The organism is Enteractinococcus fodinae (assembly GCF_031458395.1).
GTDB classification, from domain to species: Bacteria; Actinomycetota; Actinomycetes; order Actinomycetales; family Micrococcaceae; genus Yaniella; species Yaniella fodinae.
Window position 1 is genome coordinate 1596115 of sequence record NZ_JAVDYJ010000001.1, and the last position, 16384, is coordinate 1612498.

Below are 16384 nucleotides of genomic sequence, written 5' to 3' on the forward strand. Positions count from 1 at the left end.
GCTACATACAGCGAAGATTTCTCTCGCAGTTCGACATCATGTTGTTCGGCTCCTGGTAGTTCTGCTAGCTGCCTGTAGCGGGTATTTTCTCGGTTCCGGCACCAATAATGATGGCACGTTCGGCCTCCTTGGCGCTTTGCATGCGGAGTCGACGAGCGCGTCCCACGAGATTTATGGCTCGGTAAGTGGTTCAGTTATGGTCAAATTCTTGGCTGACAACCCAGCTTCACAAATGAAACCGCCGACCTCTAGTACTTCTTGAGATCGGCGGCTTCGATGTGCGAGAGCTTTATGCGTTGGCGGTGGCTTCTTCTTCGTCTTCTTCGGGGACGTAGTCGACACCGGTTTCGGCGCGTTGTTCCTCGGTAATCGGGGCGGGCGCATCGGTGAGGGGGTCGTGACCGTTGCCGGTCTTCGGGAAGGCAATGACTTCACGGATGGAGTCGGTGCCGGCTAACAGTGCCACGATACGGTCCCAACCAAAGGCAATACCACCGTGCGGTGGGGCTCCATACTGGAAGGCGTCCAGGAGGAAGCCAAATTTTTCTTGAGCGTCTTCGTTGGAAATGCCCATGATGTTGAAGACGCGTTTTTGTACCTCTTGGTTATGAATACGGATCGACCCGCCGCCGATTTCGTTGCCGTTGGCGACGATGTCATAGGCGTAGGCCAAGGCTTCACCCGGGTTGGTGTCGAAGGTGTCCATATATTCTGGTTTCGGCGAGGTGAAGGCGTGGTGGACTGCTGTCCATGCGCCATCACCCACGGCCACATCACCTTCGGCTACGGCTTTTTCGGCCGGTTCGAACATCGGGGCGTCTACTACCCATACAAAGGACCAGTCCTGTTCTTCGGCTGGGACTTCTGAGTTCGGTTTAATCAGTCCGATCCGATGGGCGATTTCAACGCGCGCGGCACCCAGCAAGGCGCGGGATTCATTGGGTTTCCCGGCGGCAAAGAAGATCGCATCACCTGGGTTGGCGCCGACTTTGGCAGCCAGCCCCTCGCGCTCTGCATCTGAGATGTTGCGCGTAACCGGTCCGGTGAGTTCGCCGTCTTCTTTGTACAGAACATAGGCCAGACCGTGCGCGCCACGTTGTTTTGCCCATTCTTGCCAGGCATCCAGTTGGCGCCGTGGCTGGGAGGCTCCGCCGGGCATGACGACCGCGCCGACGTATTCGTTCTGGAATACCCGGAACGGGGTGTCTTTGAAATATTCGGTCATCTCGGTCAGTTCTAAACCGAAGCGCAGATCCGGTTTGTCCGTGCCGTATTTGTCCATCGCCTCGTGGTACGTAATCCGCGGGAACGGAGCAGGCAGGTCCACGCCGATAAGCTTCCAGATGGAGACCAGCAACTGTTCAGCAAGCTCGATGACGTCGTCCTGTTCGACAAAGGACGCTTCTATATCGAGCTGGGTGAATTCCGGCTGGCGGTCGGCACGGAAGTCTTCGTCTCTGTAGCAGCGTGCGATCTGGTAGTACCGTTCGATGCCGCCGACTTGAAGCAACTGTTTGAACAACTGCGGGGATTGTGGCAGGGCGTACCAGGAGCCCGGGTCTAACCGAGCCGGAACCAGAAAATCTCGGGCACCTTCAGGGGTGGACCGGGTCAGCGTTGGGGTTTCCACCTCAATGTAATCCTGGTCTGCCAACAGGTTTCGGGCGACGCGGTTGACTTCCGAGCGCAGGCGCATGATGCGGGCCGGTTCAGGGCGACGTAGGTCGAGGTAGCGGTGTGCCAAGCGTACTTCCTCGCCCACTTCGACATGCTCATCAATTTGAAATGGGAGCGGAGCTGCGGTATTCAATACCACGACTTCAGAGGCAAAGAGTTCAACGTCACCGGAGGCGATATTGCGGTTCTCGCTCCCCTCGGGACGAGCCTTAACCTCCGCAGTGACCTGCAAAACGTATTCGTTGCGCAGCTGATCAAACTGCGATTCATCATGGACCACGATCTGCGCGACACCCGAGGCGTCGCGCAGGTCGAGGAAAGCTACTCCACCGTGGTCACGACGGCGGGCTACCCAGCCTGTCACGGTCACAGTCTGGCCGATGTGGTCGGCGTTGAGTTTGCCGAGTTGATGGGTGCGAAGCACGTTGTGTTTCCCCTTTGAATCTACGAGTTGTATAAAACTGATCTAGTTCGGCGCTAGTCTACCGTTGAGCTGCCGCATGGGTTGGGTCAAGTTGTTTGATCTGGGGTGTCAGATCTTCCTGCGGGGGCAGCCAGGTGTTTGGATCTGCTGGTACTTGCTCACCCGAACGGATGTCTTTGACTTCGTGCGTGACAATGTCATTCTCCGAAGTCGTGAACCAGACATACGGTATGCCACGTCGATCTGCGTGGCGAATTTGCTTGCCAAATTTTTCGGCCTTTGTGGCCACCTCGGTCTTGATGCCTCGGGTACGCAATGCCTGTGCGATATCTTGCGCCGCTGACCAGTCTTCGTCCGAAGTTAAAGCGACGTACACAGTGGTCGGTACGCTGCGACTGGCCTCTACAAGCTGCTGAGAGAACAGTCGGGATAAGAGGCGTGTTACACCGATGGATAAGCCCACCCCGGGGAAGGTGCGTTTGCCTTTGGTTGCCAGCGCGTCGTACCGGCCCCCAGAACAGATAGAACCAAGCTCTTCGTGGCCGACAAGATTCGTTTCGTAGACGGTGCCGGTGTAATAGTCCAGTCCACGCGCAATAGATAAATCAGCAACGGCAGTGCCCGGGACCCGTTTATGCAGCTCGTCGATCACCTCGGCGAGTTCCCGCAGTCCTTCGTCGAGCAACTCGTTTTGCACACCGAGTGCACGGACTTCGTCGACAAAGGATGAATCTTCGGCACGAATCTGGGCAAGCGCTAATGCCTGCTCAGCCTGCTGGGGGCTTGCACCAAGCTCATCTTGGAGTCCCTGGGATACTTGTGCGGCCCCGATTTTTTCGAGCTTATCGATATTGCGTAACACACCAGCGGTGTCTTCCAGGCCAATCCCCCGGTAGAAACCCTCGGCCAGTTTTCGGTTATTGATTCGTATGAGAAACTGGCCGATCGGCAGGCGTGATAGAGCCTCAGCCATAACTAAGGCAACGTCGATGTCATGGCGGAAGTCCAGGGCGCCATCGCCCACGATGTCGATATCGGCCTGGGTAAATTCCCGGGCACGGCCTTCTTGGGGCCGTTCACCACGCCAGACTTTTTGGATTTGGTAACGGCGGAAGGGAAACGCGAGGTGTCCCGCATTTTCTGTCACGTACCGGGCAAACGGTACTGTCAGGTCGAAGTGTAAGGCCAGCCGCGACGTGTCGGTCGGGTCTGGGGCTTCAGTGTCGTGGATCCGAGAAACCGTGTAGACCTCTTTGTCGATCTCACCTTTGCGCAAGAGCGTACCCAGTGGTTCAACTGCGCGGGTCTCTATGTTTGCAAATCCATGGAGTTCAAAGACTTCTGCCAAAGTGTGAAGCACATGGAGTTCAACGAGGCGTTCCTGCGGTAGCCATTCGTGGAATCCAGATAGTGAAGTCTTACGGGACATAGTGGGGTCTACTCCAGAGGTTCTCGTCGGGGCTGCAATGCGCACCTTGGCGTCAGCTATTTAAAGTACTCTGCCATTGTATGCGTTTCGCGTAAGCTATCAGTGACCATCTCATGACAGTCATCCGATGGCTGACGGGATCTCCTCCTACGGAAGAAAGTTTTTGCGGTGACAACTAGTCAACAACCCGACGCCCCAAAACCAGCGGCTCCAAAACCAGGCGTAGTAACTCCTGCAGCAGTAACTCCGGTTGCTCCTGTAGCGCCGACTCCGGCCTACACCTCGGATATCGAGGAAGCTAAGCAATTTGCTGAGGTTTCTGCCGAAGGTGTCGTCACGCTGCTTGATGGCGACGAAAAGGTCGAGGTCGGTCAAGTGCCCGATGCATCTGAACAGGATGCTCTGGCATATTACGTGCGCAAGTATGACGAGGTGATGACGCAACTCCAACTGTTGAAACAGCGTCTTGACACTGATGTAGCGAATCAGGAACTCGAAAAAACGCTAAATCAAATTGATGAACTCATCATCGCACGCCAGATGGTCGGAGACATGACGAAACTGCGGGAATTCTCCAAGCAGCTTCGGGATCAACTTGCAGAACGTCGTGCAAAACAGCAAGCAGAGCGTGAAAAGGCACTCGCGGAACAACAGGCCGCACGAGAAAAAATCGTGGAACGTGCCGAGAAACTGGCTGAGCAAGATCCTGACAAGACCCAGTGGAAACACTCCACAGCTCAGATGCGTCAACTATTCGATGAATGGCGTGACGTGCAAAAGTCGGGCCCACGGTTGCCCCGCGCTACCGAAGACGACTTGTGGAAGCGGTTCCGTTCAGCCCGTAATACATTTGAAAAAAACCGGCGCGCTTTCTTCTCACAGCTCGATGCACGCAATGCTGAAGCTAAGAAGACCAAAGAAGACCTGATCGCTCGGGCTGAAGCTTTGCAGGACTCCACCGACTGGGGTCCCACCACCTTGAAATACCGCGACCTCATGAATGAGTGGAAGAAATCTCCACGAGCATCGCGCAAAGACGATGATGCGCTGTGGACACGTTTCCGTGCAGCTCAGGATGTGTTCTTTCAAGCTCGTGATGCGGCCAACGCTGAAGTTGACCGTGAATACGAAGCGAATTTGAAGGTCAAAGAGCAGATTCTTCAAGATGCACAGCAGCACCTGCCGTTCAAGAACTTGGAGACGGCTCGCAAGGTTATGCAAGATGTGAGAAAGCGCTGGGACGATGCCGGGCGGGTACCACGCAAAGATATGTCCAGGATGGAAGGCGAGCTATCGAAATTAGAACGCGCCTTCAATGAACTCGAGCAGGAACACTGGCGGAAGACTGATCCGGAGACCAAGGCTCGGACCAATTCAGCCCTGGTGCAGCTCGAAGAGAGCATAGCCCAGCTCGAAGCCGACCTGGCAGCCGCTCAAGAAGCCGGTGATGAGCAGAAAATTGCAGCGGCCCAGGAGGCCCTGGACGCACGCCGTCAGTGGCTGGATGTCGTTCGGGCCGCAGGGGAATAAGGCACCAACCACTCCGCCTGAGACGTTATCCACAGCTTCGGCCAACTCACCGTTGGCCGAAGCTGTTTTTTGTCATCATAGCGGTATGACGTTTTTTGATTCAGAATCTCCCTGGACCATCACCAACGACTACGACCTCTATGTTCCCCACAACCCATATACCGCTTCTGAACTCTCCGCAATGGCATACCAAGGTGTGCTGCGGCCGCAATTTGGTCCCTACTACGTTGACAGTAACCAACCGGATACCCCCTCTCAGCGTGCCAAGAGCGTCCGGATGGTCGGAGAGCAGCTTATCGACGGGAGTTGGACCGCGACCCTGCTGACCGCTGCGTGGATATACCTTGGTGGACAAGCTCCAGAGATGTTCGAAGCCGCCACGGCGGTGGCGCATCGCGGAAAGTCCCGGTCCACCGTGATGCCCACTGCGTTACGGCAGTGCGACTACCTCGGTGATGAAAGCATTCACGAAGACGATCTGCGTGTCATTGGAGGGGTGGTGGTCACCAGTCCCGAATTAACGATAGAAGATCTGTTACGCCTCGGTGGACGCACACGTCACCAGGACCAAGCTCGTCGCTTAGGCGCCTTGACCGACCGCGACCGTCTGGAACAACGCTTGACATCGGCGGGACTTGGTCCAGAGGCGGCTCACATATTGCAAGATCGCAACGCACCAGACCTTCAAACTGTCTGAGAGCAGTTAACGTTGTTCCGTCACGAAGTAGACTTTTTACGGTCTGAACGGCGGTACACATCATACACACCATCGACTTGCCGCACGGCATTCATCAGATGATCAAGATGATCGGTGTCGCCCATTTCAAAGACAAAACTTGTCTCCGCTACCCTGTCGCGCCGGGTTTTCACATTTGCGCTTAATATATTGACGTGATGATCCGAAAGTACTGCTGTGAGGTCGGATAACAGCTGCTTTCGGTCAAGCGCCAATACCAAAATATCAACGTTGAAGGTTGCGTCCGAACTCGGGGCCCACTGTACCTCGAGGATCCTATCCCGTTCAGGGGTGTTGACGATGTTCAAACAATCTTTCCGATGCACAGAAATACCAGACCCACGGGTCACGAAACCGATAATCTCATCGGATGGAACCGGCGTACAACAGCGGGCCAACTTCGCCATGACATCTCCCGCACCGGGCACGACAATACCTGAGTCGGTGTGGCGGGATGGGTGTGGGATGGTTGGGATGGCGACAGTATCCGGTTCCGGTTCTGGTCTTTCATCTTCCGGTACAAGAATCTGCTCAATATGTTTAAACACATTCTGCAAGGAGATGGAGCCCTCGCCGACAGCAGCATACAGCGCCTGGATGTCTTCATAGTTCAACCGCTCGACAACCTGACTCAGGGTGTCGGTGCTCAGCATCTGTTGCAAGGGTAAGGTGTGCTTGCGCGCTTCCTTCGTGAGCAGTTCTTTGCCACGTTCGATAACCTCATCACGACGCTCTTTGGAAAACCAGTGGCGAATACGGTTACGCGCACGCCCGGAGCGCACAAAACCCAACCAGTCTTGCGAGGGGCCGGCATTTTCGTCCTTGTCGGTGAATATCTCGACAGAGTCGCCGTGGTTCAAGACCGTGTTCAACGGCACGAGGCGGTCATTGACCCGTGCGCCTACGGTGCGGTGACCCACCTGGGTGTGCACACTATAGGCGAAATCGACAGGTGTTGACCCGGAGGGAAGAGCCTTGATCTCGCCCTTAGGTGTAAAGACATAGACCTCGGAGGAGCCAATCTCCGTGCGTAGTGAATCGAGAAAATCATTCGGATCAGAAGCATCTTGTTGCCAGTCCAGCACGGTTTTGAGCCAACCGGGAGTTTGTGCCTCAGCACTACCCGCGCGCTTATAGATCCAGTGGGCAGCGACGCCGTATTCAGCGCGGTGGTGCATTTCATGAGTCCTGATCTGAATTTCGACTCGCTTGCCACCAGGTCCGATAACCGTGGTATGTAACGACTGATACATGTTGAACTTCGGCATCGCGATATAGTCTTTGAAGCGACCAGGAATCGGTGACCACCGCGCATGTAATGCACCGAGGACTGCATAACAGTCACGTACTGACTCAACGAGCACACGGATGCCCAGCAAGTCGTAAATCTCGTTGAACTCTTTGTCTTGTTCCTGCATTTTTTGGTAGATCGAATAATAATGTTTCGACCGACCTGTCACCGTGGCTCGGATCTTAACGGAACGAAGCTCTTTCTCAACCTGTTCGGTCAGGTTCGCGACAATCTTCTGTCGTTGTGGCGTGCGCTCCCCCACCAGCCGTACGATCTCGGCGTATACCTTCGGCCACAGCGCAGCAAACGACAGATCTTCAAGTTCCCACTTAATGGTGTTCAGACCCAGTCGGTGCGCCAGGGCCGCGTAGATCTCCAAGGTTTCTTTCGCCTTACGTGCAGACGACTCTGGAGCTACGTACCGCCAGGTTCTGGCGTTATGCAAACGGTCTGCAAGCTTGATCATCAACACGCGCACATCTTTGGCCATGGCGATGATCATTTTGCGCACAGTTTCCGCTTCGGCGGCTGAACCAAATTCCACGCGATCCAATTTCGTGACGCCATCAACGAGCAGCGCTACATCGGGGCCAAAGTCTTTGGTGAGCTGTTCGAGGGTGTAGTCAGTGTCTTCCACGGTGTCGTGCAGCAGCGCAGCGATCAACGTTTCACCGGTCAACCCAAGTTCGGCCAAAATAGTTGCCACTGCAACGGGGTGGGTAATGTATGGGTCGCCAGATTTTCGGAATTGCTCGCGATGATGATAATTCGCGACGTTAAAGGCGCGGATGATGGGGGTGATGTCGTCTTTGGGGTGGCGAACCTTCAGGGTGCGTATCAGTGGTTCAAGCAGCGGTGAGTAACCGCGCCCTGTCAAGCGGGCGAACCGGCCAAAACCCCGCGCCGGGGTTGTCTCGGCAGCGCCCTTTTGCTTTCGGTCATGCGAAGCGGGCTGAGTTGAAGCCACGGTCCCTCCCCTCGGGGTCATCCTCCACTGTAACCGATAAGTCTACTCCGCTACACGAGGTCACCACGAATTCTTAGCTACATTCGAACACGAAATTTAACGTCTGCTGTCCTGCAGCTTGTTGCCAAGGCTACAGGACAGCAGAATCTAGTGACAGGACGGCAGATTAGGTAGCGGTATTTGTTGACGCCTCGTCGTCGAGAGCGATGTCCGCGTTGCCAGTATTGCGCTGACGCAGGATGCGTTGGTCGCGTTGACGGATACTGTCATCGTTTCGACGGAAGAGTGCATACAGCGGTGCTTGGATGAACAAGGTGGCGACCGTACCGACGATGATACCGACGAAAATGGACAGGGAAATATCACGCAGCGTGCCGGCACCCAGCAGCCCAGCACCGATGAACAGGATAGACCCGACCGGCAAGATACCCACGATGGACGTGGTAATGGAACGAACTAGAGTCTGGTTAACCGCGAGATTAACCAACTCGCTGAAGGTTCGTGTCCGGTCTTCTTCGAGACGCTGAGTATTTTCTCGGATCTTATCGAAGACGACGACGGTGTCGTAGAGCGAGTACGACAAGATTAATAGGAACCCGATAATCGCCGGCGGTGTGACCTCGAATCCTACTGCGCCGTAAATACCCACCGTGAGCATGACGACATAGATGAGGCCGATAATAGCGGCAGCTGACATCTTCCAGGTGCGGAAGTAGAACGCTAGATATAGGGCTACCAGGACGAGAAAGACAATAAGCCCGATAAACATTTGTTCGGATACCGCGGCACCCCATGTCGGACCCACGAAGTTCGAGGTGACTTGGTCAGCTGAGACGTTATAACCATCCTCGAGGTTGCTTGCCACTTGAAGGGTTTGTTCATCTGTCAGCTCGGCGGTCTGCACCCGAATCGTACCGGGAGCGATATTGGTCGCGGTTGCCTCCGCTTCGGGGATGACTTCGGCAACGGCTTGTTCACCAATGAGCGGATCGGTATTCTCCACAGCTGAGACGGTGAATTCGGATCCCCCACGGAACTCGATGCCCAAGTTGAATCCGCCGCGCAATGCAGTAATGCCACCGGCTGCGGCCAACAGAATCAGAGCTACAACAAACCATGTCTTCCATTTGTGCACAAACGGGTACGAGGTCTTGCCCGTATAGAGCTCATTCCCCCACGTTGCTAAGCGACTCATGACTCCTCCTGTGCAGGCTCACGCTCTGCAGATTTCGATGATTGCAAGGCCGCCTCGCGTTCGGCAGCGCGACGCTCCGCAATCGTTTGTCGTCGCTGCGCTTCTTTGCCAGAGCGCTTGTTTTTCTTCTGTCGGTGCTCTTTGACTTCGCCTTCAGGACGGAACTCACGTACTCGGCCTGCCCCCTGATAGAGCGGCTTTTGACCCAGCAGAGACGGATCCATACCAGACATCGGATGACCGCTGGCAAAGAACTTGGTCTTTGCCAACAGCTGCATCACGGGGTGGGTGAATAAGAAGACCACAATGAGGTCCGCGATGGAGGTCAATCCCAGGGTAAATGCGAAACCGCGGACGTTGCCCACGGCAACGAAGAACAACACGACGGAAGCCAAAATATTGACGAGCTTCGAGACCGTAATGGTCCGCTTGGCACGGTCCCAGCCATAGTTCACGGCTGAGTCAAATGGACGGCCATTACGCATCTCATCTTTAATGCGCTCGAAGTAGACGATGAATGAGTCAGCGGTCAGCCCGATTGAGACGATAATCCCGGCAATTCCGGCCAGTGAGAGCCGATAGTTATCTGACCAACCGAGAAGCACAATCGCCAGGTAGGTTATCAATCCCATGATTCCAATGGAGATCAATGTGACCAGGCCAAGCGCCCGATACTGGAAGAATTGGTAGATGGCGACTAAGGCCAGGCCAATAAGTCCGGCGATCAGACCCCAGAACAGTTGGTCTTGACCAAGGGTTGCTGAAATCTGTTGTTCCGACTCAACTTCGAATGAGATCGGTAGTGCTCCGTATTCGAGCTGTTCTGCAAGCTGAGCAGCGCGTTCTTCGTCGAAACTACCTGAAATTTGGGCGCGTCCATCGGTGATGACGGCTTGTGATGCCGGCGCTGAGACTATTTGTCCATCTAGCAGGATCGCGAACTGATTCTGTGGTGGGTTCATGCCCGTGAGGCGTTGTGTCACCTCGCGAAAGGCTTCAGCTCCCTCATCCTCAAAGGCTATATTGACAACCCACTGACTCGAAGCCACACCGGTTGGCGTCTGTGCCATTCCATGATCGGCCGAATCAATTTGATCGCCAGAAATCTCCAGCGGACCCAGAATGTATTTCACGCCCATCTCGAAATCACAGGCAACTACGGCTTCATCAGCGGGCAGATCATCACGCACTTGGCCGGCATCGGGTGCTGTGCAATCGTGCGTTTGAAATTCATCGTAGAGTTCCGGGGTGACCCAGTTGGGGTCCGAACCGTGTTCGGGCGTAGCCTCAGGTTCTGGAATGTCAGATACATCGACTTGCTCTTCTTCAGGCACGGCGGTGAAGGGTCCCTGCGTGATGACCGAACGGAATTCCATGTTGGCTGAAGCCTGAATGAGTTCTCGGGTCTGTTCGTCTGGGCTACCGGGCATGGAGACGACAACGTTATTGTCGCCTTGCGTGTTGATCTCTGCTTCTGAGACCCCCGTCCCGTCGACGCGTTGCCGGATGATCTCCACGGCCTGACTCATCTGCTCAGAGGTCACATCTTCACCGGTGGCTGTTTCTGGGGACAGTACCATCTGGGTACCGCCCTCAAGGTCCAGGGCCAGCAACGGGGTGCCGTCAGTATTGTTGGTCGCGATACCAATTCCCATGATGGCGCTGAGGCCAACAATGATTGCGGCTAGCCATGCCAGGGATCGTCGGGCGCGAGATTGCGGGGTCTTAGACGCCATAGAGTTTAGGGACTTTCAATATTCTGTTCGTCGAATGAAGTTGCTAGGGTCTAGCGGTCGCGATCATCGCGGGGATCGTTATACTCGGAGCCATAGTCGGAGTTCTTGGTGTCAGGACCAGCTTGCTCAGGGTAATCCGGAATGTCATCAACGGTGATATCCGATTCCGGCAGCTGCTCTGGATCAGTTTCTTCCACCACTTGACCGATGGCTTGTAGGTGTATGGTCGCGTACTGACCAGGTGAAAGTTCCATGATGGCTTTGTTATCGTCATGGTCTACCTGTGTGATGGTCCCGAAAAGACCGAAGGTGGTCATAACTTCCATACCCGGCTGCAGCGACGCGCGCTGCTCTTGCTGGGTCTTCATAGCTTTACGGCTACGCCGGATCATCATGAAGAACAGCAAGGCAAGCACCGCTAGCATCAGCAGCATGAACATGCCTGAACCGCCTTCTTGGCCGCCTTGGGCTTGTGCCACAACGGTGGTTAACTCAGCGTTATTAATCATCAGTAATCTACCAACTATCTAGGTCGTATTCGTGCTCGGTCGGCACGCACGGAAAACTACCGCCCAGCGGCAATTAACACATATTGTCTGAGCCTATCCTAATGGTCCATAGGAAATAGCGTGAATTCTGGGACCGGATCTTCGATCAAATGCGGTGACGTGTCAGTCTCGGTCCTCAAAATATAAGATCCCGTCGAGGTTTTCTTGGTGTAGTGAACCAGCTGGTTCCGTGTTAAGTCGTGATGAGTCGCCCATAGCGGTCTCTTCAGGAATCAGGGACCATAACCCCTGGGTCGAGGTATCTTCTGGTGGGGTCAACCCTAGATGTTCCCAAGCCGCGGGCATCGCGATCCTGCCACGAGGAGTTCTACCGAGTAAACCCTCTCGCACTAAATAGGGCTCTGCCACTGTTTCGACCGTTTCGACTTCTTCTCCCACGGCAATCGCCAGAGTCGAAAGTCCCACCGGGCCGCCATGAAACTTCGTACATAACGCATCAAGCACGGAGCGGTCTAGGCGATCCAATCCCCGCGAGTCCACTTCATACATATCGAGAGCTGCGGCAGCTGCTCGGGCGTCAACGTCAGATAACTGGTTGACTAAAGCCCAGTCCCGCACACGACGTAGCAGTCGATTGGCGATACGAGGCGTGCCGCGAGAACGCGTTGCAATTTCGGTAAACGCCTCGGAGGTAAGGTGCATATCAAGCATCGTGGCAGATCTGCGCAGCACCAATTCGAGCTCGTCGTTGGAGTAGAAATCCAGATGTCCTGTAAACCCGAATCGATCCCGGAGCGGTCCGGGCAGCAAGCCGGCCCGCGTGGTGGCGCCCACGATCGTAAAATGTGGTAACTCCAGAGGGATGGAGGTCGCCCCGGCGCCTTTGCCTACGACGATGTCGACTCGGAAATCTTCCATGGCCATGTACAGCATTTCTTCGGCTGGCCTGGACATGCGGTGAATTTCGTCCAAAAACAGCACTTCACCTTCGGTCAGTGAAGATAAGATGGCAGCAAGGTCCCCTGAATGTTGTATAGCGGGACCCGAGGAGATGCGTAGTGGGGCGTTCATTTCTTCTGCCACGATCATCGATAGCGTGGTTTTACCCAGCCCTGGCGGCCCGGACAACAGGATGTGATCTGCTGTCGCACCGCGCAGTTTCGCTGCTTCTAATACTAAAGACAGTTGATTTCGGACTCGGTGCTGGCCCACGAACTCCGCAAGATGTTTGGGCCGTAATGCCGCTTCGACTTCACGTTCTTCGCTCATGGAGCTTCCGGCAACGATCCGATCGTCACCTTGTTCTGGGGAGAATCCGCCGGTAGTCATAGATTAGTGTCTCTGCCTTGTCTGGCCTTCACCGAGGTTCTGCAGGGTTGCTCGGAGTGCGGCCGATACATCAGTTGAGGTCGCCAATTCTGGATCATTGTCAAGGGCATGCTGAATGCCCTTGAGCGCATCTTTTTCGCTCCACCCTAAGCCCACCAGAGCTTGTTGAACTTGTTCTTTCCAGGAGGGCTCTGCCCCGCGAGGCGCGCCTGATGCGGGTGCATCGGGTTCCTCGCGTGGTACGAGCTTGCCTGAGAGCTCTAGAATAATGCGGCGAGCAGATTTTGGTCCGATTCCTGGCACTTTTGTGAATGCCTTATCGTCCTGTTGATCGATACTTTGTCGAACTTCGTCAGGATGGTAAACGGAGAGTACCGCAAGCGCAATGCGGGGTCCGATGCCCGAGACCGTCATCATAGTTTCAAAAATCTCGCGCTCGTCGGCGGTACCAAAACCGTACAAGACCGGATTGTCATCGCGGATCAGCAAGAGCGTCTGAACGCTGATATCTTGACCCAAGCGCAGCGCAGACAGGGTGGTTGGGCTAGCCGAAAACACGTATCCGACGCCGCCTACCGCAATGACAGCATGGTCGATGCCAATGTGTTGGATTTCGCCGGTGAGCGACGAGATCATGTGTGCTCCCTCTGATGGTCCGAGCCATCGCTAACCGTGGGGGCAAACTTTCGGGTTGTACCCACACGTAAGTAATTATTGTGTGCGTCGTTCAGCTGCCAACCACAATTTCTGGGCCGGTGTCAGGTCTGTCGTGGCACCCGCAAACTTCGATGCCCGGGCCGGACTCGTCAGTTTGCCGGTGTCTAATCCGCGACCGAAAAGACCACCTCGCCAGGCATGGGCGATAGCAATCGCAATCGCATCGGCAGCATCTGCAGGTTTTGGTGAGGTGGTCAGTCCCAGAATTCTGGTGACCATGGCTGTGACTTGTTTCTTATCGGCTGTTCCCGATCCGGTGACTGCCGCTTTCACTTCCGATGGAGTCAACAAAGCAGTGGGGATGTTGCGTCGAGCCGCTGCTGCAATAGCGACCCCGGACGCTTGTGCAGTACCCATCACGGTCGGGGTGTTATGTTGGGCAAACATTCGTTCTACCGCTAAATGTTCGGGCTGATACTTATCCAACAAGTCATCCATAGCCTGATCAATAACGGCTAAGCGTTTGCCGATGGGCTCGGTTCCGGGACTACCGACGACAGTCACGTCGACAAGTTGAGCCTTCCGGTTCGATGCGATATCTACTACCGCAATACCGCAGCGGGTCAGCCCCGGGTCTACGGCACAAACCCGAAGACTGGTGGGTGCTGGTCGGCGGTTACGGTCGGTCACTTAGGCGTCCTGTGCAGCTAATTCATCGAGAACTTCAGCGGTAATTTCTACATTGGCGTAGACGTTTTGTACGTCGTCGAGTGCTTCGACCGCGTCCCACAGTTGAATGAACGATTGGGCAGCTTTCGCATCGAGTTCGACTTTCATCTCGGCAAAAAACTCGACATCGTCCGACTCGTATTCGATGCCGGCTTCATCCAAAGCCTTCGACACTTCATGGACATCAGCAGGTTCTGAGACAATCTCGAATGCAGTACCGGACTGGATGATTTCTTCGGCTCCAGCATCGATCACGGCCATCATAATGTCATCTTCTGCATGATTGTCCGCTGGAACACGCACAACGCCACGGCGTTCAAACATAAATGCCACGGACCCTGGGTCCGCCATCGAGCCACCGTTGCGGGTCACCGTGGCGCGTACTTCGGAAGCAGCGCGGTTGCGGTTGTCGGTGAGACACTCAACGAGAAGAGCGGAACCTTCTGGGCCCCGGACTTCGTACATGATCTCGGCATAATCAATTACTTCCCCGGTCAGTCCTGCGCCACGTTTAATCGCACGATCAATATTGTCGTTCGGTACCGACTGTTTTTTCGCCTTGGTGACGGCGACTTCCAAAGCGGGGTTACCGTCAAGATCGGGGCCACCAGCACGTGCAGCTACTTCGATAGCTTTAATGTGGGTGGCATACATTTTGGCGCGCTTAGCATCTAACGCAGCTTTCTTGTGTCGCGTTGTATGCCATTTTGAGTGACCTGCCACTGTTGCAAACTCCTCTTCCGTTGAATTCAACGGGGGTTAGGGTTCATTGACTGCTCCCATTATAGGCGCTACCCCATTCCTGAGCAGTTTTTGGGCCCGCAAGGCTTAAGCGGTGCTCGGCTGCGCCATTGAGCAAAACATGTAACCAGGTCAGCACCGCTGATTCGAAACGCGCCGGATCAACGTTCCACTCGCGGGTATGGCGGGCATCGTGGAAGCGAATAAGGCTCACCAACTGGGGATTTTTTCTTGCCAGTTGCGCGGATGGTCCGACCGGCACAAAATCGTCGTCTTCGGAGTGCAAGATCAACACGGGGTGTTTGAGTTCGTTAGACCTTGTGACCCAATCGAGCGAACCTAAATTGACCGGGGCCGCTAAACCCGTGATGGTTCTGCCCCATGGCGACTCAATGAGCCATCGGCCCAATTTTCCTGCCGCGTGTGGCAGACGATTGATCCGTGCCTGGTGGCGCAAAACGTCGAGCCAGTCGATCACCGGCCCGATCAATACCAAGCCCCGGACGTATCGTGCTAGTACAGAGCGATGGACCAACTGCAGGCTGACGGCTCCGCCCATAGAATACCCAGCTAGCACCACAGACTTGGCGCCGTTGTTGAGCGCATAAAGGATCGCGGCTTCTACGTCTGGCCATTCGGTTGCACCCAGTCCGTATCGCTTATCAGGCGCATCTGGTGCTTCGCCATCGTTGCGATATGAAATCAACAATCCGGGCATCCCCATGCGCTGGGCGATACCCATCATGCGCAGGCCTTCGCTGCGTTTCGAACCACGTCCATGGACCGTGATCATCCAGGTGTCGCGGTGCGCAGTCTCTCGGGTTGACGGAATGAACCACGCCGGAGCCAGACCATTGTCGACCGGAATAAGAACATCTTCATAGCCATAACCGGCTTCGCGGGGAGTGGGCCAGACGAAACCCGCCCACCGTCCTCGAGCAGCCGTGGTCAGATTGCCCCGGTATATCTCTTCAACAACTCGAGTCACTGTTTGCTCTTTGACATTGGTCGAAACGACTTCCCCGATTCGGGCAATCCCCTCCCCTAGATGAAATGCCAAGGCGTACCGCCCCCGGACAGTGGTCTGGGTGGTGATCGACAAATCGATCACGTCTTGGCCCGCAGGGCCCGCTCCTGGGCGATATGAAAGTATCCGAACGTCTTCCGCTGGGTGAGGTTCTGGAGTCACTACCGTGCGCGCAAAGATAGAGGCCAGTGTCGGAATTGCGGCAAGGGCCGTTCCGGCGACCGCACCGGTAATGGCTCCTAGGGCAGACCACCGAATGGTTCGCTTTGTTCGTCGATTCTGGGTGCCTCTGAATGGTATTCGGACGCGGTTACGTAGGTTGTCATCACCCATGGCTACATTGTTACTTGAAAGCAACATTTTCGCTAGCGTGTCGTTGACATTCGCCTGATTGCGTATGAGGGGTG

At 55.2% G+C, this 16384-nt stretch carries 12 protein-coding genes and 1 pseudogene; 2 read left to right on the forward strand and 11 right to left on the reverse strand.

The window, feature by feature from the left end; translation table 11 throughout:
• Positions 1–289: 289 nt before the first annotated feature.
• Both aspS and hisS read right to left on the reverse strand, forming a co-directional pair.
• Complete coding sequence (gene aspS / locus J2S62_RS07495; RefSeq protein WP_310173186.1) at positions 290–2101, reverse strand: aspartate--tRNA ligase; 1812 nt, start codon at positions 2099–2101, stop codon at positions 290–292.
• A gap of 58 nt (positions 2102–2159) precedes the next feature.
• Complete coding sequence (gene hisS, locus J2S62_RS07500; RefSeq protein WP_310173188.1) at positions 2160–3530, reverse strand: histidine--tRNA ligase; 1371 nt, start codon at positions 3528–3530, stop codon at positions 2160–2162.
• Between the two features lie 168 nt (positions 3531–3698).
• On the opposite strand from hisS, the gene J2S62_RS07505 reads away from it, so the two are divergent.
• On the forward strand, positions 3699–5060 hold the full coding sequence (locus tag J2S62_RS07505) for a DUF349 domain-containing protein (RefSeq protein WP_310173191.1): 1362 nt from the start codon (positions 3699–3701) through the stop codon (positions 5058–5060).
• Positions 5061–5145: 85 nt separating this feature from the next.
• Complete coding sequence (locus J2S62_RS07510) at positions 5146–5757, forward strand: hypothetical protein (RefSeq protein WP_310173193.1); 612 nt, start codon at positions 5146–5148, stop codon at positions 5755–5757.
• 20 nt (positions 5758–5777) lie between these two features.
• Here the strand turns inward: J2S62_RS07510 and J2S62_RS07515 are convergent, their stop codons facing one another.
• The 9 genes and pseudogenes from J2S62_RS07515 to J2S62_RS07555 form a co-directional block, all read right to left on the reverse strand.
• Positions 5778–8075, reverse strand: coding sequence for a RelA/SpoT family protein (locus J2S62_RS07515; RefSeq protein ID WP_407649926.1), 2298 nt, complete (start codon positions 8073–8075; stop codon positions 5778–5780).
• A 145-nt stretch (positions 8076–8220) separates the two neighbouring features.
• The gene (secF, locus tag J2S62_RS07520) at positions 8221–9249 is read right to left on the reverse strand and encodes a protein translocase subunit SecF (RefSeq protein ID WP_310173196.1); all 1029 of its coding nucleotides are present in this window, start codon (positions 9247–9249) and stop codon (positions 8221–8223) included.
• Positions 9246–10985, reverse strand: coding sequence for a protein translocase subunit SecD (gene secD / locus J2S62_RS07525; RefSeq protein ID WP_310173200.1), 1740 nt, complete (start codon positions 10983–10985; stop codon positions 9246–9248). The genes secF and secD overlap by 4 nt, the downstream gene beginning before the upstream one ends.
• A 50-nt stretch (positions 10986–11035) precedes the next feature.
• Positions 11036–11494, reverse strand: coding sequence for a preprotein translocase subunit YajC (gene yajC, locus J2S62_RS07530; RefSeq protein ID WP_310173202.1), 459 nt, complete (start codon positions 11492–11494; stop codon positions 11036–11038).
• Between the two features lie 311 nt (positions 11495–11805).
• Positions 11806–12763, reverse strand: a pseudogene (gene ruvB, locus J2S62_RS07535) (Holliday junction branch migration DNA helicase RuvB); the annotation flags it as partial.
• 63 nt (positions 12764–12826) lie between these two features.
• Positions 12827–13459 carry a Holliday junction branch migration protein RuvA gene (gene ruvA / locus J2S62_RS07540; protein ID WP_310173205.1) on the reverse strand — a complete coding sequence of 211 codons (633 nt, stop codon included), beginning with the start codon at positions 13457–13459 and terminating at the stop codon, positions 12827–12829.
• Positions 13460–13534: 75 nt separating this feature from the next.
• The gene (ruvC, locus tag J2S62_RS07545) at positions 13535–14170 is read right to left on the reverse strand and encodes a crossover junction endodeoxyribonuclease RuvC (protein WP_310173208.1); all 636 of its coding nucleotides are present in this window, start codon (positions 14168–14170) and stop codon (positions 13535–13537) included.
• Entirely contained in the window at positions 14171–14932 is a 762-nt protein-coding gene (locus J2S62_RS07550) for a YebC/PmpR family DNA-binding transcriptional regulator (RefSeq protein WP_310173210.1), read from the reverse strand.
• A 43-nt stretch (positions 14933–14975) separates the two neighbouring features.
• A complete protein-coding gene (locus J2S62_RS07555) occupies positions 14976–16310 on the reverse strand; it encodes an alpha/beta hydrolase family protein (protein WP_310173213.1) in 1335 nt (444 codons plus the stop codon).
• Between the last annotated feature and the right edge of the window lie 74 nt (positions 16311–16384).